Below are 25121 nucleotides of genomic sequence, written 5' to 3'. Positions count from 1 at the left end.
AGGATTCGAATCACCTACTACCAACTGACTTATCCGTAGGGGAAACCCGATGGGGAGTGTAGCATGTCAGTAAAACCCTAAGTCAACTAATTGCCATGTTGCTACTGAGGGGTGAGGTAGAAAGATAGATACAAGGATGAAACCTTGATTGGTTAAACGATAGTCAAGTGGCATACGCTGTGGCTGCGTCGGAAGGCAATTACAAACGACGTATCGTAACACCCTCATTCAAAACATCAGTCTGAGTGGCAAAAGAATCGGTTACGACACACTGCAATAAGTAGAAAAAGACGAAAGTCGCATCCGAAAATCTATCGTGCTAATAGTTATTACGTAACTAAACTGGGATTACCTAAATCGGGATGCCGAAAGGCTATGAATTATAGGTTCTGAATACCCGACATGGTAACGGAGCTCTCGTAGTAGTCCGAGCAAGGGAAAGCCTTGCACATGGCGAAGGAGAGCAGTTAATAACTTAATACAAACAAAGGATAATGTGAGAGACATTATGAGAAATCCAGAGCAAGTATTAAACAATCTAATCGTTCACAGCAAAGTTTCGGATTACAAGTTCGAAAGGCTGTATCGGAATCTATTCAATGAACAGATGTTCTATATTGCTTATCAGCGCATATATGCAAAGCCAGGCAATATGACACCTGGAGCAGATGGCAAAACTATAGACCAAATGTCAACTCAAAGAATAGAAAGACTCATCGAAAGCCTCAAAAACGAGACTTACCAACCAGTTCCGGCAAGAAGAACGTATATACCAAAGAAAAACGGAAAACTCCGTCCTCTTGGTATTCCGTCCTTTGAGGATAAACTTGTGCAAGAGGTAACAAGAATGCTTCTTGAAGCCATATATGAAGGGCATTTTGAATGCACTTCTCACGGCTTTAGACCTTTCAAGAGTTGCCATACTGCAATGGATGACATCCAAAAACACTTCACTGGTGCGAAATGGTTTATCGAAGGAGACATAAAAGGTTTCTTTGATAATATTGACCATAATGTACTCATCGATATTCTCAAACTGAGAATTAGTGACGAACGTTTTCTACGACTAATCCGCAAGTTTCTCAATGCTGGCTATATGGAGAAATGGACATATCACAAGACGTACTCGGGAACACCCCAAGGTGGAATCGTTAGCCCAATTTTGGCAAACATTTATCTTGACCAGTTCGATAAGTATATCAAGGAATATGCCGAAAACTTCAACACTGGAAAAGGCAGAAGGGTCAACCCCGAGTATAACCGTTTCTGCAACAAACGTAATGCACTGAAACGCAAGCTTAAAAGCGAAATGGACGAATCTGTTAGACAACAACTAATGGACGAAATCCAAGCATTGAAAGCCAAAATGGTTACAATTCCGTACAACATGGCAATGGATGAAAACTACAAACGAATGAAATATGTTCGTTATGCAGACGATTTCCTAATCGGAGTAATTGGCAGTAAAGAAGATTGCAAGAAGATGAAAGAGGACATCACGATTTATATGCGTGATAAACTGAAGTTGGAACTTTCCGATGAAAAGACCTTAATCACTCACTCGCATGAACATGCTAAATTTCTCGGATTCGAAATCTCAGTCCAAAAGTCAAATACGCTACGAAGAAATAGCCTTGGCTTCACCCGTAGGTCTTTCCAAGGGAAGGTTGTCATATCGCTCTCTCCCGATAATGTCGAAAAGAAACTTTTGGCTCTAAAGGCCATAAGAATCAAGGACATTCAAGGAAGAAGATTATGGTGGCCCGAATCTCGTGGATATTTAGTCGGTAAGAAGGAAGAAGAAATCTTGATGCAATACAATCTTGAAATCAGAGGTTTCTACAATTATTTCTCTATTGCCAACAATATAGCTGCGGTAGGAAGCGGATTTGGCTATGCGATGAGGTTTAGCCTATACAAAACCCTTGCCAACAAGCACAACAGTACTATCAGTAAGGTAAGAAATAAATACCGAAAAGATAAGGACTTTGTGATTCCCTACAAGGATAAGAATGGCAAAGAGAAATGTGTAGTGTTATACAATCAAGGCTTTAAGCGCCAAACTATCAACGATTTTCCCGAAGTGGACAATCTGCCAAATACTTGTTGGCTTCCTGAGCCAACTCTTGTTGACAGACTTAAAACTTCATGTTGCGAACTATGCGGTCAAACTGGCAATGTAGTGATGCATCACGTGCGTAAACTCACACTTTTAAAGGGTGAGAACGAATGGGAAAAACTTATGCTCAAAAAGCGCAGGAAAACGTTAGTAGTATGCGAAACATGCAATGCGAAAATCCAAAGAGCAAGTGAAAAATAGATTGATGTTATTAATGGAAAGCCGTATACATGGAGACATGTACGTACGGTTTGGGGGCAGATATTTGGAAACCTACCACCGAAAGGTGTCAAGGCGTCGAATATCGAGCCTACTGCTCCTGCATTGCGAGAAGGAGGGTTACAAGATTCCTCGCTTCTGTACCTTCGACCGCATACAGCAGTTTAACAAAACTGGCAAGAAAGACGAGGAACAGAAGCCCCGTGTGTCAGTACTGAAAGGTGAGCATTCTTTCCCCGTGATGCTCACCACGTTTACGGTGGTCAATAAGGAAACAAAGGAACACATCAAGTGGGAGGACTACAAACTGCTCTCTCAGGAAGAGCGCGAAAAGTACAATGTATATCCAAAGCTTCAGACTTACCATGTCTTCAATGTGGCGCAGACCAACCTGAAGGAGGTCAGACCAGAGTTTTGGGAGAAACTGGAACAGGAATACTCGATGCCCAAGGTAGAGAAGGACGAGCAGTTTGCCTTTGAACCCGTGGATAGGATGATAGCGGACAACCGTTGGATATGTCCCATCAAACCGATGTTCGGTGATTCCGCCTATTTCTCCATCAGCAAGAATGAGATTGTGATGCCTGAGAAAAGGCAGTTCAAGGATGGGGAGTCTTTCTACTCGAACCTTTTCCACGAGATGGGACACTCCACGGGTGCGGAGGGACAGTTAGACCGCATCAAGCCCGCTACCTTCGGCTCGGCAGAGTATGCACGCGAGGAACTGGTGGCAGAACTGACGGCTGCGCTGACCGCTCAGCGGTATGGCATGACAAAGCATCTGAAAGGAGATTCGGCTGCCTATTTGAAGTCTTGGCTGGATTCGCTGAAGGAGTCGCCGCAGTTCATCAAGACCACGCTACTCGATGTGAAAAAAGCTACCTCAATGCTCACGCAGCATATCGACAAGATTGCTATGGAGATAGACCAGGAGAAAAAGGCTGAGCAGGAAAACGGGCAAGGGAAAAGTTATCTATCCATAGATGACGGCGACCATGCAGTCTTGGCATATAATGGTTCTGCTGTATATATCCAGCATCATGAGAAGGAGGACTCTGTAAAGATTGCTGTGCCGACGAGTAACGGTCTGGAAGTGAAACTCTCTGTTCCTTACGACCACGGCAAAGACCTTGACACCAATTATCAGGAGGCTTTTGCCCAGTACAAAAGCCTGACAGAGCCTTCACAATCGAAAGAAAACGTCTATTATGCCTCCATCGCCTATCTCCAATCAACGGATGACACATCGGAACTGGATAAGCTAAAGGAGAAAGGTGACTATCAAGGACTGCTGACGCTTGCCAAGGAATACTATGACGGGAACGGCATGGACGAGGAGCAGACCTACAGGAAGCCGTGCCAGAACAGAGGCGATGACCTGCTAATAGAGGACAAGGACTTTGCAGTGGTCTATAACGGGAGTGTCGGCGGTACGTATGAGGTGTTCCTGAAGCATACGGAGCAAGAAGTGCGTGACCATATCACTCGCTATGGCATAGGACGTGCCAGTGAGGACGTGAAGGCTGTGGCGAGGGAGATGACCGCCGAAGAGTTTTCGGAATTGGCGCAGCGAAAAATGCCGATATTCCAAATGCCGAATGGTGGTTTGCTGAACCTGCAATATAACAAGGATAAGGATAGCCTGGATGTGGGGACTGTGACCAATGCAGGACTCTCTGTGAAGCATACCTTCCCTTTCAGCCACAACCATTCTATGGACGCAAACATCAGCTCTGCGTATGAGCAACTGCTTGACATGGAGGAGTACCAGAAGGAAGAGGTACAAGAGGAGCACGTTGCCAAGTCCGCTTTCCGAAGATGAGAGTAGTATCGTAGTATATACTAATCGTAGGCTTTACTACTCATAGTAGGTACTAACAATAGTCAGCCGCAAGGAGTAATGTCCCTGCGGCTGATTTAATTTGGGGTCATTCCATATTATGAAGGAATGCTTGTAAATCCTCGTCTGGAATGCTCTTCAGTTTCACCGGCTTGAAGCCGTCCAACTGCTCCACTTGAAATATCTCGTCCACTCCATATTTGGAGCCATCCACCTTTACGCTCTCCATTTCATTGACGGAGGTATAGCCATACTCCGTTTCATGCAGACCGCATACGATGGTGAACAACGTGGTGTCGTTACCTTCCGGCTGTCCTTCAAGTACGAACCAACGGACGTGTCCGATGAAGAATATTGCCACACAAACGGCATCCTTGCCTTTGCCGTCCTGTGAATACAGAGGATAGGATTTCAGTATCTCCTCCAATACGGGTGTAATCAATCTGCTTGCCATAGTCAATCGTTGTTAAGTGTTCTGTAATACATTCTGTTCTCTACAAGGTGTTCGATGGCCTCTGCTGCCAATCGGCACACCCACTCGTCACGCTGGTCATAACGACCTTTTTGATAGTCGTTGGCAAGGCGTTCCAAGAAGGCAAACACCACCTTGCCCTTTTCGTTGATAAGATAGCGATGGTCATCTGCAAGGGCATTGCCTACCTTGGCGGCTGACCCCATCTGACCGTTTACGAACCGTGAGAAGCACTCGACAAATGCCTGCTCGTTTTCTGATAATCTGTGTAATTCCATACGCAAAGAAATTATTTGTTCAACTTGTTTTTCTTCCCTCCTTTTGAAGCCTTTCGGCTCCTCTTGTCGGGAACTGATTTTTCGTGCATCAAAAGACTGCGGAATGAGGGCGATAAGGCAAGAAAACAGACGGAGGAGTTAATGAAATACCCAAATCTTTGATTTGCGGAAAGCTGTCGTTCAGTCCTCTGCCTGTTAGCATGGCGGTACTTGACCATTCGCCCGGGCAGTAACTTTGCAAAGAAAAATGGGCATCGGCAAGTGGAATAGACACTACAAAACAGGAAAATCATTGATTTTTAGTGCATTTTTCTTTATTTCTTTCTTTGATTTAGGATAAAATATATAACTTTGCCTCCGAAAAAGTGTCACAAGTGACAGTTTTTCGTAAAATATGATAGTAAACAGATATAGATACATAGAACAGTTGAGCCGTTCAAAGAACAACGGGCTCATAAAGATAATCACAGGATTGCGACGTTCAGGCAAGTCGTTCCTTCTGAAGAAACTCTTTCATCAGCATCTATTGGATGAGGGCGTGAGAGAAGACCATATTCTCGTCATCGACATGGAGAGTAGGAAGAACAGAGAGTTCAAGAACCCGGACTACCTGTTGGACTGGGTGGAAAAGATGATGATTGACTATGAGACTTATTATATCATCATCGACGAGGTGCAGGAGGTGGAAGACTTTGTAGAGGTGCTCTCTTCCTTGTCAGTTACCGAAGGGGCGGATGTGTATGTCACAGGCTCCAACTCGCGTTTCCTGTCCTCTGACCTGGTGACGGAATTCCGAGGCAGAGGTGACGAGATACATGTGTGGCCACTATCCTTCAAGGAGTTCATGACGGTGTATGATGGTTCGAAAGAAGACGGTTGGGCTGAATACAGACTGTACGGAGGTTTGCCGCAACTACTTACACAGGTTGGGGATGAGAAGAAGGCTGATTTCCTGCGTCGCCTTTATCGCACGGTATATCTACGTGACATCTACGAGCGGAACAACATAGAACTGAGACCTGAATTTGAAGAATTGTCGAAGACCGTAGCATCCAGTATAGGAGCACCTGTCAATGCACTGAATATAGCCAATACGTTCAAGTCCGTAAGCAATGTGCAGAGCATAACCGACAAGACAGTGTCGGCTTATCTGGAATATATGCAGGATGCTTTCCTTATCGAAAAATCCGAAAGGTTCGACATCAAAGGACGGAAATACATAGGTTCGTTGTCCAAGTATTATTATCAGGACGTAGGTCTGAGGAATGCTATTCTGTCGTTCCGTCAGAGCGAGCCGACACATATCATGGAGAACGTCATCTACAATGAGATGCGTATGCGAGGATGGCTCGTGGATGTGGGTAACGTCTATCATCGAGTGAGGAATACGGAAGGAAAGCAGCAGAGGGTGACATTGGAAGTGGATTTTGTCTGCAACAAAGGGAGCGAGCGGATCTACATCCAGTCGGCGTGGCGTATGCCCGATGCAGAAAAGATGGAACAGGAGAAACGGTCGTTGCGTCTTGTAGATGACTCTTTCCGCAAACTGCTGATCGTGGGAGAACATACCAAGCAGTGGAGCGACGAAAACGGCATACAGATAATGAGTATATATGACTTCCTGCTTGACTGGTCAAGTACTGAGAAACACGGATAAAAAAAAGATATGCGCATAGAATATGCGTTAATACATATATGATTAAGGGAGGGCCTATCCATCACGGACAAGCCCTCCCTTTCTAAAATTTATCAATGAAAAAAAAGTTTTAGTGCTCTTGTTCGGAGCTGTATGTCTGGCTATAGATACAGCAGGATTCTGGTATGGCGGTTCGCCTCATTGGGCGAGTAATCGTCAATGCCGCCATCGAAAATCTGAGAGATGGTGCCATTTTCCATACCACGTTTCATCAGTTCCTCTGCAATGAATCTGGCACGGGAACGGCTGAGGTTATCATTGATGGCTTCACTGCCTGTGGCACTGTCGGCAGCGCCGATGACCTTAACTTTCAAGCCATATTTCTTGGCGATGCGTGCTACTTCGTCGAGATTGACGAGCTGTGACCTGTTGAGCAACCTGTCAGTGCCAAGTTCAAAGAAGAAATAGATGGGCGCACCTATGCAAGCCTTTCCTGAGTGGATGAGCGATAGGTAATCGTCTTCCGGCTCACCTTCAGCATTGCCATATTCTTCTGTACAAGAGGCGGACTCCATGACCTTTGTCTTTTGACCATTACCATACTTGTCTCTCATTCTTGCACGCAGCGAGTTGAGACCGCTGTAGTCGTTTCGAGGATAGCCATTTGTGACGGAAGAAGCGGCATCGTCAGAAAAGAGGTGGCCGTACTTGTCCAGAAGTCCCTCGATGGCAAGAATCTTGCGCAGCTGCTCCAGAGTCTGACAATCTCGATCGTGCTGGGCGTGATAGCGGCTGTTGCTGTCAGAAAGGGATGAGGCGTATGCCGAAAGCCATTCGTTCTGTGCGATGTACGGGCGAGCGTCTATCACTCGCTTCCAGCCAGTCTTGCCGATGCGGACAGAGAGGCCGAGGGATGCGGACAGCAGATGGTCGCCAAGGCGGTGTGCCTTGCCATAGCCGTCAAAATCCTGCATGGTGGTCATGTTGCCTATCTCTGCCGTAACAGCAATGCGTGGGGAGAGATGATACTGCCCCTGTATGCCGTAGGAAATGGCAAAGGGCTTGTGGGCATTCACCTTGTTGTGCAGCATACCCACGCCCACGTATGGAATGACACTCCATCTGGCAAGAGTGTGTACATCGTCCTTGTAGAGGTTGCCGAGGACATTCCACATGAAATCAGCACGCAGGTACTGGTAGTCCTGCGAGGAGTTGTTGCAGTCGTTGAACTGCATACCGCCATAGTTCAGACGACCGCCGACGGAAGGTGTGAACCATTTGCCGATCGACACGGAGAATGCCGGTTTCATGCGACCGAATAGGTCGTTGCATCCGAGCGGTTTGCCGAGGAAGACCGTAGTTCCTCCTGCCGCTTGGACAAACCAGTTGTCCGTCCATGGCGAAGCTACCAATGCCCCTTTCATGTAGGAAGGTTTAAGCGGACGAAGCATACCGTCTGCCGAAAGTCTGCATACAACGGTGGTGGTGTCCGCCGTGCGGTGATAGTCTTTGGCTTGCGCACCCAATGAAAGGGCGAAGCCAAGGGATAGAATAAGTATTTTTCTCATGTTGTTCAATTTAATCTGGTGAATACTATAACAGGTGATACGTGACAGTGCCGCTTATCGTTTCTTCCTTTTGCCGGAAGAGGGGCGCATCATGCGTGCAGCTTTCATCATGCAACGGCGTGCCCAAGCGCGTTCATCCTCGTCATCGTCACGTCCCCATTTGAGGTCGGACGAACTGCCGCCACCGCCATGACCTTCGGCAAAGGTGGTGGCATCATCGACGTAGCCGAGGAATAGAAGCGTGGCACAGTACATCACCTCCGTTCCATTCTCCGCAAAGGCCTGAAGCAGGGAACCGTCAAACACGTCCTTGCCCTCATTGGAAAGCCGTGCCACACGTTCGGAGAACTCGCTGACCATGTTTTCGAGAAGGGCATTTCTGAGAACGGTGTCCGCACCTTGTCGGATAGTATCGGAATATCTGTGTGCCTCCTGCCGCAACTCCTCCGTGCGCTCCTTCATGGCGGTCATCTCCTCACGCAGGGCATCGAGCTTGCGGTCAGCCTCTGAGAGCTTCTCCTGCTTGTCGTCCAGTTTCGACTGGATAGCGGACAGTTCCTGCTCCAGCTCTTGGACTTGCTGACGGAGAGCATCAGGATTGTCGTGACCTGCAAGAATCTGCCGATGCAATTCAGCAAGTGCCGCCTCCTTCTCAGCCTTCTCCTGCAAGAGGTTGTTGACCATTGAGGTGAGTCCTTTTACTCTCCGCTCTGCCAGACGGATGTCCGATTGGAGCGAGGCGAGTGTCCGCTGATGGGTGGCGACGGACTGCTCAATGGTGGTGCACTGTTCTGACAGCTGGCGGCGGTATTCTTCGGTGGTGCGGTGGCGTGCTCCCGTCTCTGAGACGGAAGTTCCGCGCTCCATGCCCCAACGCTTGTTGACATCGGCAAATTCGCTGTGCAGGGCTTTCATCCTGGCAGAAAACTCGTACTTGTCCTTTCCGGCGAATATCTGTTTGTATGCAAACTTGCCGTCCTTGATTGGCAAGAGGGTGCAGTGAACGTGCGGATTGGTTTCGTCCAAGTGTAAGATGAAAGCGACGATGTTCTCCTCACCGTATTTGTCCGCAACAAAGCGGTAAACATCCTTTGCCCATTCCTCAATGTCCTTGCATCGGGTTAGATGCGAATTGTCCGCTCCGTGAGTGAGATTCACCTTCTGGTCACCGAATGCCAATTCTGTCATACGTTCTCGTGAGCCTCCGAAGATGAAATTGACCACTGTGCGGAAGCGTGGCTCTGCCAGTCCCTCGTTGGGGTCTTTGATTCCACGGCTCCGCAGGATGTCTGCCATGCGCTCCGGGATGCTTCGGCTCTTGTCTATAGGACAAACCTTGCCGCCCCGAACCTCGAAGTTGAGCCGCTCACGGCTGCGGTCGTAGTTGCCTGTTGATTCAGCGGATCCCCAACCCTTTTCCGTCCAACGGCGTTGGTGCTCGTTGCTCTGTGCTGTGGTGATTCCCTTAGATGGTCGGAAATCCATAACCTGTTTTGGTGTTGCCATAACCTATTTCCTTTTATGTGTGTACAACTCTCCTGTCTCCAGCTTGCTGCTTGTAAGGACAGCCTCCCGATGGTCGGAGACCAAGAGGGGTATTAGGCTACCCAAATTCCCTCATTTCCGACCAACGGGCAAGCCCGATTATTTTACAGCAATGGCAGACGTGTAAACACTGTGCCAGTAGAAAAGAAGAAGCGTTGTACGGTGATTATTAGAGGTTAATACAGCCTTTTGATGGACAGGAGCCCTCTTGGTTGGCTACAATGGCAAGGAACGGTCGGCAGAGTGACTGAAACTGTGACTTGATGGCTGCGCTTTCCTGATGCAAGGCTGGTGAGCTGCCATCCAATGCCAATTCTGATATTGCCTTTGCCGCCTCGATGAATGAGAGCCAGTCTCCTCCCAGGTCTTTGTAAAAGAAGGGAAGAAGGGAGGTAACGAGGGCGTTATCTGTTTCCTGCGAAAGCACCTGATGGAAGGTGGCTTCGCAGACAGCTGTGAGTGCAGTCATACAAAAGGCGTGTCCTACAGATTCGGGAATGTTTCTTCCGCATGGCACCTTGCCAATTGAATTGCCATTGTCGGCTTTCTGCAAGATAATGGCTACTTCCTCTGTTGCATCTTCGTAGAGTTGTTCACATTCCGAGGCGCAAGCCGATGCGGACATCTTGCCGCTTCGCCATTCGTCCAATGCGGTACACATCTTCTGGCGGAACACATCCAAGGCTGCGTCAATCGGAGAAACGGCAGGTGTCTCAGCCAACATCGGGATGGTGATGATTTGGCTCTTCGTGAGACGGGTGACGGAAATCTGGTTCATCTTCTCCAACTGCTCGATGAAGGTGCGGACAGTGGCGCGGTGCCAATGCCAGCATCCTGCCAGTTCGGTAATGGTGATTACAAACTGCCCGTTGGACAGGCTGAACTCCTGCTTGCACAGATCCTTGGGGATGTACTGTACAGAAGCCTTGTCTACAAGGTCAAGGTAGGCTTCGAGCTTCGACAGCCTTATCCCGGACCTCTCTTTCAAGAACTCCAACAGGGACATCCGTTCAGACATCTTGCCGGAACTCGTTCTATGTTTCTGTTTCTTCATTTCAATAATCTGTTTGGTGAATACTGTTGTTTGTCGCCAGCTCCATTATACAAAAGGAACGGCATGATACAGGTGATACTTAATAGTAGTATATGATGAGCATTTCTGTGTCTTCGAGGAGCATCTTGCGGTCAGCCTTGTTCTTCCACAGCGATATGACTATGCGCGAGGGATAGAACAGTGATGCCAGAAGGACAAAGGAGATGGTGACAGCAAGCGTGAACAGATGAGGAGTGAAGACAAACACCACTGCCGCCAACGCGGCGATGCAGAAGGGTGTCCGCTCCTCGTGCAGACGCTGTAGCCACCTCTCCACATCCATAAAGACAAAGAATATGGCAAACGCTATGGTGGAAGCCACTACGCCTATGTCGTTATAGTGTACACAGAGGTAGAGGAAGTGGAACACGTACAGCAGGATGAGCAGCATCAACCGGTAGAGCTTCCTTGCTGTCACAAGCGCGGTCATGCGCAGATAGAACCGTGTCATAAACTGTCTGCGGCTTCTGTGCAGAATCATCGTCACAAAGAAGAACGCTGACATCAGGATGAGAAACAGTATCTTACTTGTCATAATATGTATAGCATGTGAATAATGGAAGTGGACTCAGGTCGGGCTGGACGACACCGTGTGTGGCAGTGGATATGATACGCTCCACATCCTCCAGTGTCAGTTCTCCCTTGATTATTCTCTGACGGAAAGCTCCGTCGGTTGTCCGAAGGCTCTTGATAGCCTGTTCCAAGTCGTACTCGGCTATCTGCCACACTTGCCCTCTCGTGTAGGGGAAATGATGGTGGATGGCCTTGACCACAAGCACACGGCTGAGGATGTCGGTCATTCTGCCGTTCCTGACTATCGTGTGGTTGCGGACAGTGGCGATGCTCTCAATCTCCAGCCATGTGCGGTGACGGTCGAGAAGATGGATAATCTTCATGTAAAGCGTTTCCTTCATCAGATGGTCGGGAGCTTGTGGCATGACTTTGGCCTTTGTTGTGGACAACAGAATGGAGCGTTGTTGCGGTAGAACAGGACTGTCATCTGGCAAATGTAACTTTCAAATGAAGTCGAGCAGGACTTCCTCCTTGGGCTTCATGTATTTGAAGAACCCGTTCTTGCAATGCAGACTGAGGTCGAGGCATACATCTGCCGACATGTGCTCCAGCGAGTCATAGATGGTCACTTTTATCTGGCTGACCATGCCACGCTCATCTGTGGAGCCGTTGACCTTGAACATCCGTCCGAAAGAAGGGTTGGAATAGGCACAGCAGCTGTGTCCGAACTCCGTATGACGGCTTGGAATGTGGTGATAGAGGATTATCATTTCCATCTCGTCTTCGAGCATATCCATCACCTCCTCTATCGTGAAAGGGGTGTTCAACTGGAAAGTAAGAAGCACGTAATCGTCATACTTGACAGGCTTCTCCATCTTGCGCTTGTCCAGCAGTTCTGGCAACTGCAAAGGCACGACGGCAAGGAAATCATCGCAAAACTGTTCTAACATAATCGTATTCTCTGTTTGGGGTGTTTATAATCTTGTGACATAAATCTTCATCATGAGCATGGGCATATCCGACAGGCGTTGCTTGTCGAGGTGCAGTTTCTTGGCCAGACCGTCCATCTCCTTGGGGAGCGCATCGGCTATTTTGTAGAGGTCTGCCTTGTCCTTGTCGGAGAGCACGCTCACGGAAAGGTCATCCATCGTCATGAACGGCTGCATCATCATCAGGAGGTAGGCGTGCATGGTGTGCTCGTCCTTTACCCTGCCACTATTCAGATCCTCGATAGCCGCTTGTGCGTTGCGCAGCAGACGGTGGTTGGTGCGCATGGAGAGGTATATCATTGCATCCTTGTGGGACAAATCCTTGCGGTCGGCGGCACGGAGTATCTCCCGACAGCAGTGTTCGGTGTTTCGTCTGATGTCACCGATGTCATCGTCAGCAAAATCCGGCAGGTATTGCAGGAAGGATTTGAAATACAAATGCTCTTCCTTGATGAAAGCGAGCAGGTCTTCCTTGCCGTGAATGCCTTGCTTGGCGGATTTTTGCAGGAACAGCAGGTAACGCTTCAGTACCGCCTGTTTACCACCTTTATTATATATAGGCAGGCTATCCAAGGAAGCGAAGAATGGCTGTGCTTCCTTCACGGCTTGCTGTAGTTCCTCATCACCAACATGGGAAGAGGTCTGTTCTCTGAGATAGAGCAGGTCGTGAAAGGTGCGTTGCTTAGACATCGCCATACGGCACAGCTCGATGTGGATGGAGTCGTTCAACTCATGATATACCGTGAACGGGTATGAGTGGGCTTTCCTGACAGTGTCACGTGAGATGCACGATGTCACGGAATCGTCCAACACGCGCCATTCGTTGACAATCTTAACTAATGTCTGAATTGAGACCTTGCCGTTCTGTCGAAGAGTGGTCAGAAAGCCATGATACTCTCTGATGGCTTCATCGCTCGAATGGAACGACTTCGTGCCGTTTCCGTCTGAACATGCTGTCAGCATGACTACGGCAAACGCAGTGGCAATACAAATGGCAAGTCTGATACAGCCATGCGAGTTTGATTTTGCATTATGCAATATTTGCTTCATGCAATGGAGGTTGGTTTGTCCTCCGAAAAGTTGGGTTTCATATTTCATTGTTGTCATTATTTTGAGTCTGATTTTGAAATTGACGGTGCAAAGTTAATGCGTTTCAGCGATATATTTGCAAGAATGACAGTAAGTTTAATCTTATTTGTGTATCATACTTGCGAGTATGATTTTCAATGAAATCAAGTGAAAAGAAAATGGCAAATTATCGTGTTTAAGTATGATTTTTCGTTCAAGTATGATTGTTTCTCGGAAAAATAGTGTACCTTTGCACTTGATTTCATTTAATAGCGTACAACAGTATGGCAAAAGTAGGTTACATCTTTATCGCCACCAATGGCGAAGAGTATGCAGAAGACAAGGCTTGGATGCAGCAATACGGCTGTGTTCAGGTGATAGAGGAACTGTCCGAACACGAGAGGCTGCGCCCGATGTGGAAGCAGCTCATATCGAGTCTGGAGCGCGGCGACGAGCTGGTGGTGTCGAGGTTCAGTAACGCACTGCGTGGCACCCGTGAACTGGCTACATTCATAGAATACTGCCGTGTGAAGGTGGTTCGCATCATCTCCATCCAAGACCGCATCGATACGTTTGACGAACTTTTCCCCGACACCAAGCCCTCACAGGTCATCCGTATGTTCGGGTCACTCTCTGAGGAGTGTGCCGTGCTGCGCAAGGCATCGGCACACATCATCCATCTGCAACAGAATATCCGGCCGCCCAAGAAGTCGGAAAGGGCACTGTCGAAACTGGAGCGTGAGAAGAATATCGTGAACATGTACAACGAGGGGCACAGCATAGATGACATCTTTGCCATCAGCGGCTTCACAAGCCGAAGTTCCGTGTTCCGCATACTCAACAAGCATGGTGTGACGCTGAACCGTGGACCTCATAGTGGACCGCTGAAGAAAAGGAATAAAGAATAAACAAAAAACAGATACAATGAATAAGACATTCAACATCTACTGTGATGAAAGCACCCACATGGTGCATGACGGTCATCCCTACATGCTTTTGGGATGTACAAGTATAGCATACACACAAATCCGCATGGCAAAAGATGCCATAAAAGATATTAAGAAGAAGCACGGCTATAGTGATGAGCTGAAATGGACAAATGTCCACGAGGCCACGTATAAAGTCTATGCAGAGCTTATAGACTGGTTCTTTATGAATGACATGGAATTTAGGGCTGTGGTTGTTGACAAGAGTCAGATTGACGAGAAACGAGAAGACTATACGTTTAATGATTTCTACTTTCGCATGTACTACCAATTGCTGCATCACAAGATGGACATGGATTATACATATAACATATATATGGATATCAAGGACACATGCAGTAGCGATAAGCTGGAGAGGCTCAGAAAAATAATGGAATACAACTCTTCCATTGGCAGGTTTCAGTTTATACGTTCACACGAAAGTGTCTTCATCCAATTGGCAGATGTTCTAATGGGAGCCATCAACTACAACCTTAGATATGAAAAGGGAGAAGTTGAAGGAAGGGTGAGAGCCAAAATGAAGCTGATTGAAAAGATAAAAAAACACAGTAATATCAGTCTCAACACCACAACTCCCAAATTTAGAAAGAAGTTTAATTTGTTTTTTATCGCACTGAAATAGCCAATGAGCAGTTTGAATATTATCAAGAAATACCCTGAGCTGCTGGAACTGGCATATCTCAGTGAACGAGAAAGAGAGCATGATCTTCATGCAATATTCAAGCGTGATATAGAAGATAACTGTCAATTCTCATTCAGAGGGTGGCGCATCTATCCTATAAAGACAGATGGCGAGATTGACATGGCAAGATTGTTCAAGCATCTTACCTGTGAAGAAATCATGGTTGAGAACGAAGACGGTACGACTTATCCAAAGCGAGTATTCGAGATGGCTCGTTCACAAAGGCTTCATTGGATAAATCACCATGTGAGAGAATTGACACCAGACAATCTGGATGTATTTACCATAGAAGAGAGGGACGGCAAAAAGCGTAAGGTCAAGAAAACATACATCTATGATAAAGTGGAAAAGTATGTTATTGTCTTGGAACAACAACGTAGCAACGGATTCTATCTGTTGACAGCATACCATCTTAACAAAGAGTATGGACTAAAGGCTTTGGAAAAGAAGATGAAAAAGAGATTGCAGACACCACTATAAAACGCAAGACCCGAATTGCATCAAAGGCAACCGGGTCTCGAAACTCCTTCTATCTATAGATGAGCGCTGCAAAGGTACGAATATTCTTTGAAATAACGAAGGTTTTTCATTGAATTCTTCTCGATTTTAACATTTGCAGGGCAGTATTGTAAGATAACAGGAAAGAAAATAGCATAATTTTACAGAAAATCGTAATGGAAACATTCAAAGACGTTATATCAAGTGACCAACTTGTCTTGGTCGATTTCTTCGCCACCTGGTGCCAGCCATGCAAGATGATGCACCCCATCCTTGAGCAGGTGAAGGAAGTGTTGGGTGACAGAATCCGCATCATCAAGGTAGATGTGGACAAGTATGGGGTGACTGCAAGTCAGTATGGCATACAGTCTGTGCCCACATTGATGCTGTTCAGACGCGGCGAAGTGTTGTGGAGGACGAGCGGTGTGATGCAGAAATCAGAGTTGCTGGCAACGATTGACCCGTTTTTAAGATAAAAGAGCAGAAATGTCAAAATCTAAATTAAAGTCTGTCCTCATGTCCATGGACAAGAGTGAAATAATAAAAATGGTATTGGAACTTTATTCTGCACGGAAAGAGGCAAAGGAATATCTTGACTTCTATGCAGAGCCGAATGAGGGCCAGAAGCTGGAAGAGTATAAGCACATCATACGGGAAGAGTTCTATCCGAGCAGAAACAGAGAGCCAAAGACACGCTTCTCAGTGTGCCGCAAGGCATTGTCCGACTTCAAGAAACTGAAGCCTTCGGAAGATTCAGTCGCAGAATTGATGGTGTTCTATATGGAGAATGCCTGTCAGTTCACTTATGACTATGGAGACATGTGGGAGCAATTCTATGATTCTGTTGAGAGTAATTTCGACAAGACATTGCGCCACATCGTGCTTTATGACCTTTGGGACAAGTATGATTCCCGAATCAAGCAATGCCTTCGTTGGGCAAGCCCTTGTGGATGGGGATTTCCTGACGCACTGAATGATATGTATGAGGAAATGAAGGCGCAAAATGAGGAACTCCGAAAGAAATACAGGAATTTCAAGATGCCCATCAACGCTGATTATTAAACGAATATACTCAAATGGGGAAACCAAAGAAAAAACATAAGAAAGCGAAACAACTGCCCTTAAGCAAAGAAGAGCAGATTTTTCAAGCGGCAAGAGACCTTGCAGCTGAAATTGGCATATCCTATTCTGAGGCATTAGGGTTTACTTTGGGCATAAAGGACGTAACGTATGGTTGGGAAGAAGACTATACGGAAGAAGAGTTTCAGGCACTGATTGACCACGCTGTGGGAGACACTGATTATGAGCACACCCTCTATTGAATCATCTACACGAGAGGAACGTTTGGATTACGTTCTGAATGAATGGAGATGTCTGCACAACTGTGAGCTGTGCGGTAAGTGCCATATTCTGAAAGGCAGAAGCGAAGAAATACTCTATGCAGACTATATAGACGGCAAGCGGTCATATATGGATATAACATTAGAAATCAGAAGCAACAGATAATGATGTCACAGAAATACATATATCCATCGTTGTTCCAAGAGGAAGAGCCGCAAGAAAGCGTTCCTGGTGATAAGAAAGAGTATGACCTGACGAATCTCTTTGAGAGATTGGCAAAGTCTGATTTTCGCAGCCGGTTCCATCTGTCCAAGCAAGACAGGGAGTATGTAATGGAAAAGGGATTGCCGACGATACGAAAACACGCAGAGGACTTTGTGGCAAAAAGACTTGCTCCGGCTGTCATACCGAACGACGGCAAGCAGACTCCCATGCGTGGGCATCCTGTTTTCCTGGCTCAACATGCCACTGGCTGTTGTTGCCGGGGATGCTTCTTCAAGTGGCATCACATCTCAGCAGGCAGGGCACTGACCAAGGAAGAACAGGAATATGCTGTTGCCGTATTGATGGCATGGATTGAAAAACAGATGAATAAAGGATGAAGATAGAAGAAGCCATAGTATATGTGATGGTAAAGCGAAATGGCGGCATGACAACCGACCAGATTGCCGATGCCATCAATCGTCATAGGCTGCACCTGAGAAAGGACGGTCAGCCTGTGACAAGCAAGCAGGTGTATGCAACAATCTGCCGTTTCCCTGAAATGTTCACAAAAGAAGCTGGCAGAATCATGTTAATGATATGACGTAACGATATGACAATAGATACAACCAACATGTGCTCACACCTTCAGAAGAAGTTGTTTGAACCAGAAGGTGTGTATTATCCTATATGGCAAGCCATGCAGGATGATGAGACCTTGACAGCAGTGGTACGAAGCAGACAGCTGCACATCTACAGAAACGGGAAGAAAATTCTCGTTCTGGCAGGTAAGGCACAACCGAAGATTATAAGGGAAGACAAAATACAAGAGTTAATAACAAGATTATAAACAAAACATCAAATCATCAAAACAATGGACGCAAAAGAAAAAGTATTGGCAACAATGAAAGAGGCTGGTCAGCCTCTCAACGCAGGTAAAATCGCAGAACTCAGCGGTCTCGACCGCAAAGAGGTAGATGCAGCCATGAAGCAGCTGAAAGCAGAGGGTGCAATCGTCTCTCCTGTGCGTTGCAAATGGGCACCTGCAGAGTAAGGTTTATACTGCTGTCTTGAAATATAGGCAGCAGTATCTTTATTTTTATCAAAATGTTAAGGTGAGGAATCTGAATATCCTTGCCTACGGACACAATTATCCGCTGCATCTTTTTGGGGTAAGGTGCAGACGTATGGCTGTCAGCGTATCTTGGTTTAAAGACGCTTAGCGGTCACGGCGGAAGTCGTTTCGTCTCTCTCCGCCGAACAAAGCTCTGAGCACATTGCCCAAAGCTCCGAACACGAAGTAGCAAACGATGATTGCAACAATATCGTCCATAAGCATTTTCTGTTTTATGGGTTATACACTATTATGAAGATTCACTATGTCCAATCCCTGCCTCTTGGCTTCTCTGACGGTGTAGAACGTGCCGCCCTTGGGATTGCCATCGAAGTAGGCTATGAGACGTGAACTGCGGTTGACCATATAGTCGTTGCGCCTCAGAAGGCAGCCATTGTAGTATTGCTCGCTCAATACGACCACGTCATCCACGATGCGCAGGATGGCATCATACTTGGCTTGCTCTTCCTTGCTCCACCGGTCAGACTGACCACGGAACGGCACAACGGCTATCACCTGCAAGTCCTTCAACTCGCATTGCAACGAAAGGGCGGCTTCTGCCGCCAGCAGGTCAAATCCCATTGCCATGCCACAATAGAAATACCGGTAGCCGTCGGCATACGCCTTGGCTATCTCCGATTTGAGACATTGCTTCAACTCCCTCCGCTTGGCGAAAGGTACGCTGCGGTGTCCGCTGAAGCATACGGACACTGCCTTGTCGTACTTTGTCATACTTTACCTTACTTTATAATGTGTGCGTGCGAGGAACATACCGCCAATAACACATGCCCCGAGCCTTTCGAGTTGGTTGGCATACTTGGCATAGCTGAGACCCTTGGTTATCACATCGTCAAAGACCAACACCATTTTGTTGTCGAAGAACGGCTCATCAAACTCAACGACATTCGCCTTGCGGACTTCATCCTCGTTCTTGCGGTTATCGTGGATGGTCTTACGCTCTCCGCATACCCTCACGTGCTCGTAGCCGTTTTCCGCTCCTGTCAATTCACACACCCTGTGGCAGAAAGCCTTGTAGCGGAGTTCGTTGCTCTCGCTTGTGGATGCTGGAACGGGGGCGAAGACGATGTTCACGCAACCCTTGCCGTAGAGTGTCAGCATATTCTCTGCGGTGCGCTGCGCCACTTCCTCGTAGGCTCTTCCGTCCTTGAAGTCAAACACTAATTGTCTGTCGGCAATCTCCTTCTCACCCACATTGCGGATGCGTGCGGGATAGTATTTGCAGAACCAAGTCTGAGGCTTGTCTAACTGCTTTTGGATTTGATAGTCATTCTTGTGTGCCATTGCTCTTATGTTTTTTCTTCCCTTATTTCGGAGGCTTTTCCTGCCTGCCCAAGGGATATTTTTTGCTTTCCAAGAGTGATGGCGATCAAAAAGCCAAATCGGGAGCGAAAAATACGCTCTGCACGCAGAGGAAGATTTTTCGGTCAAATGCAATGGACGATTTGGTGTTTGAACAATCGCCAGCATTACCTTTGCAAAACAATATCCGCAGCGGCAAGGCAGGCGAAAAGAAATCTGTTATGTAAAAGAGGAAACGGGCGGGATGGCGTGGGGCGAAGCTGTATATGGGGAAGGACGATAGTTGATATGAGGGAAAAAGAGAAAATCTTGTAATAGGGAACGACATTGCCTTTTATCAGCATGGAGACAGTCCTACAAGCAGAGAAAACTATTGCCCTAAAAATGAGTTGGATAGTATTTTCTAAAAGTAGTATCGACTACGAATAGTATAATAGTCGAATAGTTTTTACTACCATACTACGGATAGTAAAGTCTGTTTATAGAAGAGATAGCGGTATCATCGTCTGTTCGGCGATGATACCGCGCGGCACTCATGTGTCATGCCGCTTTAGGTATTCTGTCATTGCCTCATTGACAATATCACGCAAGGACATCCCTTTCTTGATGGCGAGGTACTTCATCCTCGTGTGGATGCTCTTGTTGATAAGGAAATTGCAATGCACCGGCACTTCGGTAGTCTCAGAAACAGACACAGGTGGTGCTGGTGTAGTTTCTGTGACTATCTGCTCCTTACTCGGCTTCTTTGTGGAAGAAAGGAGTCCGTTGAGACCGCCTTTCATTCCCTCTTTCAACATACTGCTCTTGCTCATGGCTATGCTATTTTAAGTTTAACACTTCTTTTGCCAAAGACATATAATCACTGGCACCATTGGATTTGGGATTATACTCAAAGATAGTCTTGCCGTTGATGGGTGCTTCTGCCAAAGCCACATTATCACGGATGACGGTCTTGAAAACCTTCTCGTGAAAACTGTCATTGACGATTTCCCTCACGCTTCGGTTCAACGTCTTGCGGCGATCGAACTGGGTGATGACGATGCCGCCCACTTTAAGGTTGGAGTTGAGCCGCTCCTGAACGATGCGGATGATGTCCATCAACTTTGCCATACCTCTCATGGCAAGGTATTGCGCTTGAACAGGGATGATGATGTAGTCGGCTGCGGTGAGGGCATTCAAGGTCAGCAAGCCCAATGACGGTGGACAGTCGATGATGATGTAGTCGAAATGCTCTTTGGCGATGGCTTTGGTGATAAGTCCCTTCAAGATAAGCTCCCGTCCCGGCTCGCTGATAAGCTCTAACTCAGCCGCAGACAGGTCAAGGCATGAGGGTGAGACGGTGATGCCGTTGTGCAACTTGACCAACGGCAAGGTGTACTGTCCACACATTGCGCCATAGACTGTCTGTTCTTCCTCGATGGACAATCCCAAGGCTTCCGTGAGGTTGGCTTGTCCATCCATGTCAATAGCCAAGACGTTCTTCTTACTCAGTTGCAGAGCTGCCGCAAGGCTTACTGCGGTCGTACTTTTCCCTACACCACCCTTGTGATTTAATACTGCAATTATCTGTGTCATAACATGATACTACTATTAGTGAATACTACTTTACTATTCTACTACTGATAGTACATACTAACCATAGTAAAAGCGGATTTACTACGATTAGTACGTACTACTCTCAGTTGATACTACCCTCAGAAGGGAAGGTCTTCGCTCTTGTCCTGCGGTGCATCGGCTGGCGGTACGGGAGCCTCGCCCTCTGCCTTGGCTGCCTTGCGTGCCTTTGTTGCAGGTGTGTCGGTTGCATCCTTCTTCCCTGCATTGACAAAGGCGATGGAGTCAGCTATGATGCTATGCTGTATGTGGTTCTCTCCGTTGCGGTCTGTCCAAATGGAAGAAGTCAGTGTGCCTTCCACAAGCACCATACGACCCTTGGTGAGGTATTCAGCCAAACGGATATGGTTCTCCTTGCTGCTCTTCACCCTTACCCAAGTGGTGATTTGCTTGCCCTTACTGTAGTCGTCCACTGCGATGTCAACAGCCATGAATGTTCCGTGTGTACCTGTGATGACGCGGCAATCCTTTGCTCCGATGCGTCCGATAGTGTGAGTGTAAATCATAATGTGAAAATGTTATAGTGGCAAGTTGGTTAGACTTGCCGTTACCTTGTTATTTAAATGACTTTTCTTGTTGATTGAACATAAGCTATTGCTTCATTCATAATTTCTGCTCGTGACCTACTCTTGTTATCTTGCATCCACTCATCAATTTCAGATTTGAGGAACATGATACGTTTCCCCTTCTTATGGAATGGTATTTGTTTATTGCTTGTCCAACAATAGATTGTGTGTTCAACTGGATGGGTAGGGAGATACTCACTCAATTCGGAAACACTAAGCCATTCCAATCCCTTATCGGGCTGAATTTGAGTCATTAGTGTGGAAAACTTTTCTTCTAAAATCTCCAGCTTGTTTATTACTAATGACAATGCTGATGGCAAGTCATTAAAACTCAATATTTGCTTTTCCATATCAATATATGTGTGGCAAGTTGGTTAGGCTTGCCGTTACCTTGTTATTAATATCCTTTCTTCGTCTGCCTTGTATTGGCGACAAAAGACTTGTTGCTGCCTGTGAGACTGATAGAGCCGCAATTAACAAACTCTCCGTCGGAATAGACTCTGTACTTCTGTCCGCTTACCTCATGCTTCTGTTTGATGCGCTCTCGCATCCACTTCTTGGCTGCGGTCAATGAGCAAAAGGTCTCGCTCTCCTTGGTCGTCTCGTCATATACGATGCACTGGGTCATACATGCTCCTACTTCATCCATGCACCTATACTCGACGTGACATAGTCCAACTGACCGCCAAATATGTCGCTTGGCTCTATGTCGTATTGTCCATCCCTCACTTCCTTGTCCTCTCCAAGAAGCGACAAGTTTCCGTCGGCATCCAAACGTGCTGCGTCTATGACGATGTCACGAGGCTCGTCAAAGAGATAACCTGCCACGATGGGCTGCTCTCCCTCGAAATGCACCTCAAAGCCTCCGTCCACCTCCGTGCCGTACTTGCGAAGAGCCGCTTTCAGCTCGTCCTGCTCCCGGTGCTGCAATGCCTGGAGTTGTCCGTGGATAGTGAGGTCTTGCAGTTCTGCCTCTCGTTTGGTGTGGGTTGCCTCGCCGGTCTTGCAGTCGATGTCATACTTGTGGTAAACCACTGGGATATGGTCTGCCGATGTGACAAGCCATGTGATGTTGTTCACTGAGAAGCCCTGTCTGGTGAGGAACTCCTCGATGTCTGAGCCGAGAAGGTGGTCGGCTACGTCAAGATACTCGATGCGTGCGTCAGCATCATGCAGGATGATAATCTTCATTGCCTTTCTATTTTTAGTGATACAAATAAGTTTGTCGCCCATGTCGCTGGACTTGTTTAACTACGTTGAAGAAACTTACGCTCAGCATAGTGAATAAATTCCCTCTGCGTTCGCTTAACCGTTTCTTTCTCTTCCCTCCTTTCGAGACCTTTCAGCCTGTGGAGGGATATTTTCTGCTCCCACAAGCCGCAAGAAAAGACATAAAGACAAATTATGTGTGAAGAATACTCTTTTCCGAGGAAAAGGAAGATTGTTCACAGTCACAAGACCTCAAGCAGAATTTGACGATTGTCTCAGACGCGGCTAACTTTGCAGGAAATATGCCTACCACTGCGCTGATTGGAAGAAGATTATTGATATTGGCTGCAAGAGGAATGATGTGTTATATATAAAGAGGTAAGAAGAAAGATTGAAACAGTAAGGGTGGGCAGTGAAGTGTTTGCAGGTCTGCTGTACCGACATAAAGCGAGTGTGTTGGCTGACCGGGATGCAAGTCATCAAAGCTTCAGCCTTGATAGCTTGTAGCACGGACAGACAATTCTCTCGCGTCGGTACTTCGGCATACTGTCAGCTTTGGCTAATAGCAACGTGTTGCCATCAGCCAAGGATGTCTGTATGACGACAGACCATGTAACGCTTCGCAAAGGCGTGGGGCAAAGCAGTATAATTTAGAAGTAGATAGTAACGTATATCAGGCAAGAAGAGACAGTTGCGCAACGGACAAATCGGGCACTCCTGTCAGCATGACAAATGTGCCTTGTCCTTGCCGCAGGACACTGAGGCAGATTGGACGTAGCAGACATGTCTGCCACATTCAATATGCCTGAGTGGACAAGAACTGCCTCTTGTATAGCAGAAGAGAAATTGTAAAACAGTTGATTAGTGGTAAAGGTGGTATGGGTGGGCAGAATGGCATTACACGGACATTGCCGAAGCCCGATAATGGGACAGCCAGACAGCAATAAAGGCAGTTATCAGAAGTGTCAGTTTCTGATAGTGACATTGTTGGCTGCCTGTCACATGGGATTCGTGCGGTGTCCGTACAGTAATGCCGTTCTGAAGGTGTGGGGCGAAGCGATACAACGCACTTGGACGAAACCACCGCTTATAACAGAAAATATTTTGCAGTCAAAGAGAAGAAGAATAGTAAAGCAGGTGTGGGTGGGTAGTGAAGCTGTCGCAAGATTGACGGTCTGAATATCAAGGCGAGTGGATAGCCAGTAAAGGACACAATTATCAGAAGCCTCGGCTTCGGCATCTTGTGGCATAGATGGCAGTCCTCTCGCGTTCAGACCTTGGCATACTGTCTTTCTTGGCTAATAGCGACTTTGTCGCCATCAGCCGGGAATATCTGTATGCCAACCATCTTGGTGACGTTTCGCAAATGGTGAGGGACGAAGTGGTTAGAATAAAGGAAGACGGCGTTGCCGTTATGGTTAATAAATGCACATGGTTGTTATTAGAGAAGATTATCACACGCTATAACAGCAGATTGATGTCCCTGAGCAAAACAAAAGCGACCCGAAGGTCGCCTTGTTATGGAGAGGAAAGGCTATTTCTTGCCTTTCTTGGTTGCTGGCTTGGCCGGCTCTTCCGCAGGAGTCTCCTCCTTGTCGGGACACTCGTAGAACTTGGTTGCAACCATGATGATTCTGGAGTGCTTCACGCCATCCTTGTCTGTCCACTCCTCTGGCTTGAAGAAACCCTCGACGGTGAGCAACGTGCCCTTGGTGAGCTTGTCGAATGATTCGGTGTGCTCGTTCTTGCGCCATGCCTCCATATTCATGAAAGCCGATACGCGGTTGGTTTCCTCGCCGTTCTTCTCCTGACGGCCTACTGCCAATGAGAAGCGTGCTACGCTGGCGTTTGCGAACTGACGGATTTCTGCATCCTTACCTACGAAACCTGAAACTGTGAAGTTGTTCTCGATCTTTTTCATTTTGAATTGAATTTAAAAGTGAAACTTAATTTTTACATGCATTCAAAAGCAGGGATGTGGCACCATGTGGGAAGCACCATGAAAATCGTTCGCAATACTCTTTTTGTCGTTGGCGGTAAGGGAGAAAAAGGAAGATTACGCACTATTTTATTGGTCACAGCGATAGCGGCCACACAAGAAGGAGGAAGTCCTTCGCAGCATCACGCTACCTTTGCATGGTAAAAATAAGTGGCTTTCAAATAGCTCAATTCAGAAAAAGACGGGGCCAAACAATGGAACAAAGGTTGTAAGCAAGGAGGCAATCCGTATGCAACAGACAGGGGCACTGC

35 protein-coding genes are annotated in these 25121 nt (G+C 47.0%); 17 read left to right on the top strand and 18 right to left on the bottom strand.

Annotated elements, in window-relative coordinates:
- The first annotated feature begins 508 nt into the window (after positions 1-508).
- A complete protein-coding gene (locus tag ACNOGP_RS19310; RefSeq protein WP_121765590.1) occupies positions 509-2320 on the top strand; it encodes a reverse transcriptase domain-containing protein in 1812 nt (603 codons plus the stop codon).
- A 37-nt stretch (positions 2321-2357) separates the two neighbouring features.
- The gene (locus tag ACNOGP_RS19305) at positions 2358-4160 is read left to right on the top strand and encodes a zincin-like metallopeptidase domain-containing protein (protein ID WP_418214782.1); all 1803 of its coding nucleotides are present in this window, start codon (positions 2358-2360) and stop codon (positions 4158-4160) included.
- A 106-nt stretch (positions 4161-4266) separates the two neighbouring features.
- Here ACNOGP_RS19305 and ACNOGP_RS19300 read toward each other — a convergent pair whose 3' ends face one another.
- The gene (locus ACNOGP_RS19300; RefSeq protein ID WP_005816269.1) at positions 4267-4632 is read right to left on the bottom strand and encodes a DUF2958 domain-containing protein; all 366 of its coding nucleotides are present in this window, start codon (positions 4630-4632) and stop codon (positions 4267-4269) included.
- A gap of 2 nt (positions 4633-4634) precedes the next feature.
- Positions 4635-4928 carry a hypothetical protein gene (locus ACNOGP_RS19295; RefSeq protein ID WP_005816271.1) on the bottom strand — a complete coding sequence of 98 codons (294 nt, stop codon included), beginning with the start codon at positions 4926-4928 and terminating at the stop codon, positions 4635-4637.
- Positions 4929-5322: 394 nt separating this feature from the next.
- On the opposite strand from ACNOGP_RS19295, the gene ACNOGP_RS19290 reads away from it, so the two are divergent.
- On the top strand, positions 5323-6585 hold the full coding sequence (locus ACNOGP_RS19290; protein ID WP_005816273.1) for an ATP-binding protein: 1263 nt from the start codon (positions 5323-5325) through the stop codon (positions 6583-6585).
- Positions 6586-6725: 140 nt separating this feature from the next.
- On the opposite strand, the gene ACNOGP_RS19285 is transcribed toward ACNOGP_RS19290, so the two are convergent.
- The 7 genes from ACNOGP_RS19285 to ACNOGP_RS19255 all read right to left on the bottom strand — a co-directional run bounded on the left by ACNOGP_RS19285 (position 6726) and on the right by ACNOGP_RS19255 (position 13370).
- The gene (locus ACNOGP_RS19285; protein WP_005816276.1) at positions 6726-8132 is read right to left on the bottom strand and encodes an OmpA family protein; all 1407 of its coding nucleotides are present in this window, start codon (positions 8130-8132) and stop codon (positions 6726-6728) included.
- Positions 8133-8186: 54 nt separating this feature from the next.
- Positions 8187-9638, bottom strand: coding sequence for a MobV family relaxase (gene mobV, locus ACNOGP_RS19280; RefSeq protein ID WP_005816278.1), 1452 nt, complete (start codon positions 9636-9638; stop codon positions 8187-8189).
- Between the two features lie 208 nt (positions 9639-9846).
- The gene (locus tag ACNOGP_RS19275; protein ID WP_005816280.1) at positions 9847-10731 is read right to left on the bottom strand and encodes a hypothetical protein; all 885 of its coding nucleotides are present in this window, start codon (positions 10729-10731) and stop codon (positions 9847-9849) included.
- 79 nt (positions 10732-10810) lie between these two features.
- Positions 10811-11305, bottom strand: coding sequence for a hypothetical protein (locus ACNOGP_RS19270; protein ID WP_005816282.1), 495 nt, complete (start codon positions 11303-11305; stop codon positions 10811-10813).
- On the bottom strand, positions 11295-11708 hold the full coding sequence (locus ACNOGP_RS19265) for a hypothetical protein (RefSeq protein ID WP_005816283.1): 414 nt from the start codon (positions 11706-11708) through the stop codon (positions 11295-11297). The genes ACNOGP_RS19270 and ACNOGP_RS19265 overlap by 11 nt, the downstream gene beginning before the upstream one ends.
- Positions 11709-11786: 78 nt before the next feature.
- Positions 11787-12233 carry a hypothetical protein gene (locus ACNOGP_RS19260; protein ID WP_004319947.1) on the bottom strand — a complete coding sequence of 149 codons (447 nt, stop codon included), beginning with the start codon at positions 12231-12233 and terminating at the stop codon, positions 11787-11789.
- Between the two features lie 24 nt (positions 12234-12257).
- The gene (locus ACNOGP_RS19255; protein WP_005816286.1) at positions 12258-13370 is read right to left on the bottom strand and encodes a hypothetical protein; all 1113 of its coding nucleotides are present in this window, start codon (positions 13368-13370) and stop codon (positions 12258-12260) included.
- 254 nt (positions 13371-13624) lie between these two features.
- Here ACNOGP_RS19255 and ACNOGP_RS19250 point away from each other — a divergent pair, with 254 nt between their 5' ends.
- From ACNOGP_RS19250 to ACNOGP_RS19200, 11 genes are all read left to right on the top strand, one after another.
- Positions 13625-14248: a recombinase family protein gene (locus tag ACNOGP_RS19250; protein ID WP_005816288.1), complete on the top strand. Its 624-nt coding sequence runs from the start codon at positions 13625-13627 to the stop codon at positions 14246-14248.
- 16 nt (positions 14249-14264) lie between these two features.
- Positions 14265-14948 (top strand): DUF3800 domain-containing protein, encoded by a 684-nt coding sequence (locus tag ACNOGP_RS19245; RefSeq protein WP_005816290.1) that lies wholly within the window; start codon positions 14265-14267, stop codon positions 14946-14948.
- Between the two features lie 3 nt (positions 14949-14951).
- Positions 14952-15488 (top strand): hypothetical protein, encoded by a 537-nt coding sequence (locus ACNOGP_RS19240; protein WP_005816292.1) that lies wholly within the window; start codon positions 14952-14954, stop codon positions 15486-15488.
- 194 nt (positions 15489-15682) lie between these two features.
- The gene (gene trxA / locus ACNOGP_RS19235; protein ID WP_005816294.1) at positions 15683-15982 is read left to right on the top strand and encodes a thioredoxin; all 300 of its coding nucleotides are present in this window, start codon (positions 15683-15685) and stop codon (positions 15980-15982) included.
- Positions 15983-15992: 10 nt separating this feature from the next.
- The gene (locus ACNOGP_RS19230) at positions 15993-16568 is read left to right on the top strand and encodes a DUF6155 family protein (protein WP_007837469.1); all 576 of its coding nucleotides are present in this window, start codon (positions 15993-15995) and stop codon (positions 16566-16568) included.
- A gap of 14 nt (positions 16569-16582) precedes the next feature.
- Entirely contained in the window at positions 16583-16828 is a 246-nt protein-coding gene (locus tag ACNOGP_RS19225) for a hypothetical protein (protein WP_005816298.1), read from the top strand.
- On the top strand, positions 16809-17012 hold the full coding sequence (locus ACNOGP_RS19220) for a hypothetical protein (RefSeq protein ID WP_008144459.1): 204 nt from the start codon (positions 16809-16811) through the stop codon (positions 17010-17012). Before ACNOGP_RS19225 ends, ACNOGP_RS19220 begins: the two co-directional genes overlap by 20 nt.
- The gene (locus tag ACNOGP_RS19215) at positions 17012-17449 is read left to right on the top strand and encodes a DUF4186 domain-containing protein (protein WP_005816300.1); all 438 of its coding nucleotides are present in this window, start codon (positions 17012-17014) and stop codon (positions 17447-17449) included. Before ACNOGP_RS19220 ends, ACNOGP_RS19215 begins: the two co-directional genes overlap by 1 nt.
- A complete protein-coding gene (locus ACNOGP_RS19210) occupies positions 17446-17652 on the top strand; it encodes a hypothetical protein (protein WP_005816302.1) in 207 nt (68 codons plus the stop codon). Before ACNOGP_RS19215 ends, ACNOGP_RS19210 begins: the two co-directional genes overlap by 4 nt.
- Positions 17653-17661: 9 nt before the next feature.
- Positions 17662-17898: a hypothetical protein gene (locus tag ACNOGP_RS19205; RefSeq protein ID WP_005816304.1), complete on the top strand. Its 237-nt coding sequence runs from the start codon at positions 17662-17664 to the stop codon at positions 17896-17898.
- Between the two features lie 24 nt (positions 17899-17922).
- Positions 17923-18102, top strand: a complete 180-nt coding sequence (locus tag ACNOGP_RS19200; protein WP_005816310.1) for a transcriptional regulator — start codon at positions 17923-17925, stop codon at positions 18100-18102.
- A 300-nt stretch (positions 18103-18402) separates the two neighbouring features.
- On the opposite strand, the gene ACNOGP_RS19195 is transcribed toward ACNOGP_RS19200, so the two are convergent.
- Together ACNOGP_RS19195 and ACNOGP_RS19190 are read right to left on the bottom strand one after the other, a co-directional pair.
- Positions 18403-18894, bottom strand: coding sequence for an SLOG family protein (locus tag ACNOGP_RS19195; RefSeq protein ID WP_005816313.1), 492 nt, complete (start codon positions 18892-18894; stop codon positions 18403-18405).
- 3 nt (positions 18895-18897) lie between these two features.
- On the bottom strand, positions 18898-19464 hold the full coding sequence (locus tag ACNOGP_RS19190) for a hypothetical protein (RefSeq protein WP_005816315.1): 567 nt from the start codon (positions 19462-19464) through the stop codon (positions 18898-18900).
- Here ACNOGP_RS19190 and ACNOGP_RS19185 point away from each other — a divergent pair.
- On the top strand, positions 19458-19709 hold the full coding sequence (locus ACNOGP_RS19185; protein WP_225494525.1) for a hypothetical protein: 252 nt from the start codon (positions 19458-19460) through the stop codon (positions 19707-19709). The two genes, ACNOGP_RS19190 and ACNOGP_RS19185, sit on opposite strands and share 7 nt — an antisense overlap.
- Before the next feature lie 306 nt (positions 19710-20015).
- Here the strand turns inward: ACNOGP_RS19185 and ACNOGP_RS19180 are convergent, their stop codons facing one another.
- The 6 genes from ACNOGP_RS19180 to ACNOGP_RS19155 form a co-directional block, all read right to left on the bottom strand.
- Positions 20016-20294 carry a plasmid partition protein ParG gene (locus ACNOGP_RS19180; RefSeq protein ID WP_005816317.1) on the bottom strand — a complete coding sequence of 93 codons (279 nt, stop codon included), beginning with the start codon at positions 20292-20294 and terminating at the stop codon, positions 20016-20018.
- A gap of 7 nt (positions 20295-20301) precedes the next feature.
- Complete coding sequence (locus ACNOGP_RS19175) at positions 20302-21057, bottom strand: ParA family protein (RefSeq protein ID WP_005816319.1); 756 nt, start codon at positions 21055-21057, stop codon at positions 20302-20304.
- A gap of 119 nt (positions 21058-21176) precedes the next feature.
- Positions 21177-21602 carry a single-stranded DNA-binding protein gene (locus ACNOGP_RS19170; RefSeq protein ID WP_005816321.1) on the bottom strand — a complete coding sequence of 142 codons (426 nt, stop codon included), beginning with the start codon at positions 21600-21602 and terminating at the stop codon, positions 21177-21179.
- Positions 21603-21655: 53 nt separating this feature from the next.
- Positions 21656-22012: a helix-turn-helix domain-containing protein gene (locus ACNOGP_RS19165; RefSeq protein WP_007837478.1), complete on the bottom strand. Its 357-nt coding sequence runs from the start codon at positions 22010-22012 to the stop codon at positions 21656-21658.
- A 47-nt stretch (positions 22013-22059) separates the two neighbouring features.
- Positions 22060-22290: a hypothetical protein gene (locus ACNOGP_RS19160; protein WP_004319914.1), complete on the bottom strand. Its 231-nt coding sequence runs from the start codon at positions 22288-22290 to the stop codon at positions 22060-22062.
- 8 nt (positions 22291-22298) lie between these two features.
- Positions 22299-22853, bottom strand: a complete 555-nt coding sequence (locus ACNOGP_RS19155; protein WP_005816324.1) for a hypothetical protein — start codon at positions 22851-22853, stop codon at positions 22299-22301.
- Between the two features lie 909 nt (positions 22854-23762).
- Here ACNOGP_RS19155 and ACNOGP_RS19150 point away from each other — a divergent pair.
- Positions 23763-24050 (top strand): hypothetical protein, encoded by a 288-nt coding sequence (locus ACNOGP_RS19150; protein WP_227224266.1) that lies wholly within the window; start codon positions 23763-23765, stop codon positions 24048-24050.
- A 355-nt stretch (positions 24051-24405) separates the two neighbouring features.
- On the opposite strand, the gene ACNOGP_RS19145 is transcribed toward ACNOGP_RS19150, so the two are convergent.
- A complete protein-coding gene (locus ACNOGP_RS19145) occupies positions 24406-24792 on the bottom strand; it encodes a single-stranded DNA-binding protein (RefSeq protein WP_004319910.1) in 387 nt (128 codons plus the stop codon).
- Between the two features lie 78 nt (positions 24793-24870).
- Between ACNOGP_RS19145 and ACNOGP_RS19140 the strand changes: the two genes are divergently transcribed.
- Positions 24871-25014 carry a hypothetical protein gene (locus ACNOGP_RS19140; protein WP_007897403.1) on the top strand — a complete coding sequence of 48 codons (144 nt, stop codon included), beginning with the start codon at positions 24871-24873 and terminating at the stop codon, positions 25012-25014.
- Positions 25015-25121 lie beyond the last annotated feature (107 nt).

The sequence above is a fragment of the Bacteroides difficilis genome (assembly GCF_048319815.1).
Taxonomy (GTDB): Bacteria; Bacteroidota; Bacteroidia; order Bacteroidales; family Bacteroidaceae; genus Bacteroides; species Bacteroides zhangwenhongii.
Note: the sequence above shows the minus strand (reverse complement) of the source record. Positions and strands in the feature narration are given on the sequence as shown.

Excerpts from the sequence above, each read along its gene's own strand:
- ACNOGP_RS19310 (WP_121765590.1), top strand. The coding sequence starts at position 509 with ATGAGAAATCCAGAGCAAGTATTAAACAATCTAATCGTTCACAGCAAA.
- ACNOGP_RS19305 (WP_418214782.1), top strand. The coding sequence starts at position 2,358 with ATGTACGTACGGTTTGGGGGCAGATATTTGGAAACCTACCACCGAAAG.
- ACNOGP_RS19300 (WP_005816269.1), bottom strand. The coding sequence starts at position 4,632 with ATGGCAAGCAGATTGATTACACCCGTATTGGAGGAGATACTGAAATCC.
- ACNOGP_RS19295 (WP_005816271.1), bottom strand. The coding sequence starts at position 4,928 with ATGGAATTACACAGATTATCAGAAAACGAGCAGGCATTTGTCGAGTGC.
- ACNOGP_RS19290 (WP_005816273.1), top strand. The coding sequence starts at position 5,323 with ATGATAGTAAACAGATATAGATACATAGAACAGTTGAGCCGTTCAAAG.
- ACNOGP_RS19285 (WP_005816276.1), bottom strand. The coding sequence starts at position 8,132 with ATGAGAAAAATACTTATTCTATCCCTTGGCTTCGCCCTTTCATTGGGT.
- mobV (WP_005816278.1), bottom strand. The coding sequence starts at position 9,638 with ATGGCAACACCAAAACAGGTTATGGATTTCCGACCATCTAAGGGAATC.
- ACNOGP_RS19275 (WP_005816280.1), bottom strand. The coding sequence starts at position 10,731 with ATGAAGAAACAGAAACATAGAACGAGTTCCGGCAAGATGTCTGAACGG.
- ACNOGP_RS19270 (WP_005816282.1), bottom strand. The coding sequence starts at position 11,305 with ATGACAAGTAAGATACTGTTTCTCATCCTGATGTCAGCGTTCTTCTTT.
- ACNOGP_RS19265 (WP_005816283.1), bottom strand. The coding sequence starts at position 11,708 with ATGCCACAAGCTCCCGACCATCTGATGAAGGAAACGCTTTACATGAAG.
- ACNOGP_RS19260 (WP_004319947.1), bottom strand. The coding sequence starts at position 12,233 with ATGTTAGAACAGTTTTGCGATGATTTCCTTGCCGTCGTGCCTTTGCAG.
- ACNOGP_RS19255 (WP_005816286.1), bottom strand. The coding sequence starts at position 13,370 with ATGAAATATGAAACCCAACTTTTCGGAGGACAAACCAACCTCCATTGC.
- ACNOGP_RS19250 (WP_005816288.1), top strand. The coding sequence starts at position 13,625 with ATGGCAAAAGTAGGTTACATCTTTATCGCCACCAATGGCGAAGAGTAT.
- ACNOGP_RS19245 (WP_005816290.1), top strand. The coding sequence starts at position 14,265 with ATGAATAAGACATTCAACATCTACTGTGATGAAAGCACCCACATGGTG.
- ACNOGP_RS19240 (WP_005816292.1), top strand. The coding sequence starts at position 14,952 with ATGAGCAGTTTGAATATTATCAAGAAATACCCTGAGCTGCTGGAACTG.
- trxA (WP_005816294.1), top strand. The coding sequence starts at position 15,683 with ATGGAAACATTCAAAGACGTTATATCAAGTGACCAACTTGTCTTGGTC.
- ACNOGP_RS19230 (WP_007837469.1), top strand. The coding sequence starts at position 15,993 with ATGTCAAAATCTAAATTAAAGTCTGTCCTCATGTCCATGGACAAGAGT.
- ACNOGP_RS19225 (WP_005816298.1), top strand. The coding sequence starts at position 16,583 with ATGGGGAAACCAAAGAAAAAACATAAGAAAGCGAAACAACTGCCCTTA.
- ACNOGP_RS19220 (WP_008144459.1), top strand. The coding sequence starts at position 16,809 with ATGAGCACACCCTCTATTGAATCATCTACACGAGAGGAACGTTTGGAT.
- ACNOGP_RS19215 (WP_005816300.1), top strand. The coding sequence starts at position 17,012 with ATGATGTCACAGAAATACATATATCCATCGTTGTTCCAAGAGGAAGAG.
- ACNOGP_RS19210 (WP_005816302.1), top strand. The coding sequence starts at position 17,446 with ATGAAGATAGAAGAAGCCATAGTATATGTGATGGTAAAGCGAAATGGC.
- ACNOGP_RS19205 (WP_005816304.1), top strand. The coding sequence starts at position 17,662 with ATGACAATAGATACAACCAACATGTGCTCACACCTTCAGAAGAAGTTG.
- ACNOGP_RS19200 (WP_005816310.1), top strand. The coding sequence starts at position 17,923 with ATGGACGCAAAAGAAAAAGTATTGGCAACAATGAAAGAGGCTGGTCAG.
- ACNOGP_RS19195 (WP_005816313.1), bottom strand. The coding sequence starts at position 18,894 with ATGACAAAGTACGACAAGGCAGTGTCCGTATGCTTCAGCGGACACCGC.
- ACNOGP_RS19190 (WP_005816315.1), bottom strand. The coding sequence starts at position 19,464 with ATGGCACACAAGAATGACTATCAAATCCAAAAGCAGTTAGACAAGCCT.
- ACNOGP_RS19180 (WP_005816317.1), bottom strand. The coding sequence starts at position 20,294 with ATGAGCAAGAGCAGTATGTTGAAAGAGGGAATGAAAGGCGGTCTCAAC.
- ACNOGP_RS19175 (WP_005816319.1), bottom strand. The coding sequence starts at position 21,057 with ATGACACAGATAATTGCAGTATTAAATCACAAGGGTGGTGTAGGGAAA.
- ACNOGP_RS19170 (WP_005816321.1), bottom strand. The coding sequence starts at position 21,602 with ATGATTTACACTCACACTATCGGACGCATCGGAGCAAAGGATTGCCGC.
- ACNOGP_RS19165 (WP_007837478.1), bottom strand. The coding sequence starts at position 22,012 with ATGGAAAAGCAAATATTGAGTTTTAATGACTTGCCATCAGCATTGTCA.
- ACNOGP_RS19160 (WP_004319914.1), bottom strand. The coding sequence starts at position 22,290 with ATGACCCAGTGCATCGTATATGACGAGACGACCAAGGAGAGCGAGACC.
- ACNOGP_RS19155 (WP_005816324.1), bottom strand. The coding sequence starts at position 22,853 with ATGAAGATTATCATCCTGCATGATGCTGACGCACGCATCGAGTATCTT.
- ACNOGP_RS19150 (WP_227224266.1), top strand. The coding sequence starts at position 23,763 with ATGGCATTACACGGACATTGCCGAAGCCCGATAATGGGACAGCCAGAC.
- ACNOGP_RS19145 (WP_004319910.1), bottom strand. The coding sequence starts at position 24,792 with ATGAAAAAGATCGAGAACAACTTCACAGTTTCAGGTTTCGTAGGTAAG.
- ACNOGP_RS19140 (WP_007897403.1), top strand. The coding sequence starts at position 24,871 with ATGAAAATCGTTCGCAATACTCTTTTTGTCGTTGGCGGTAAGGGAGAA.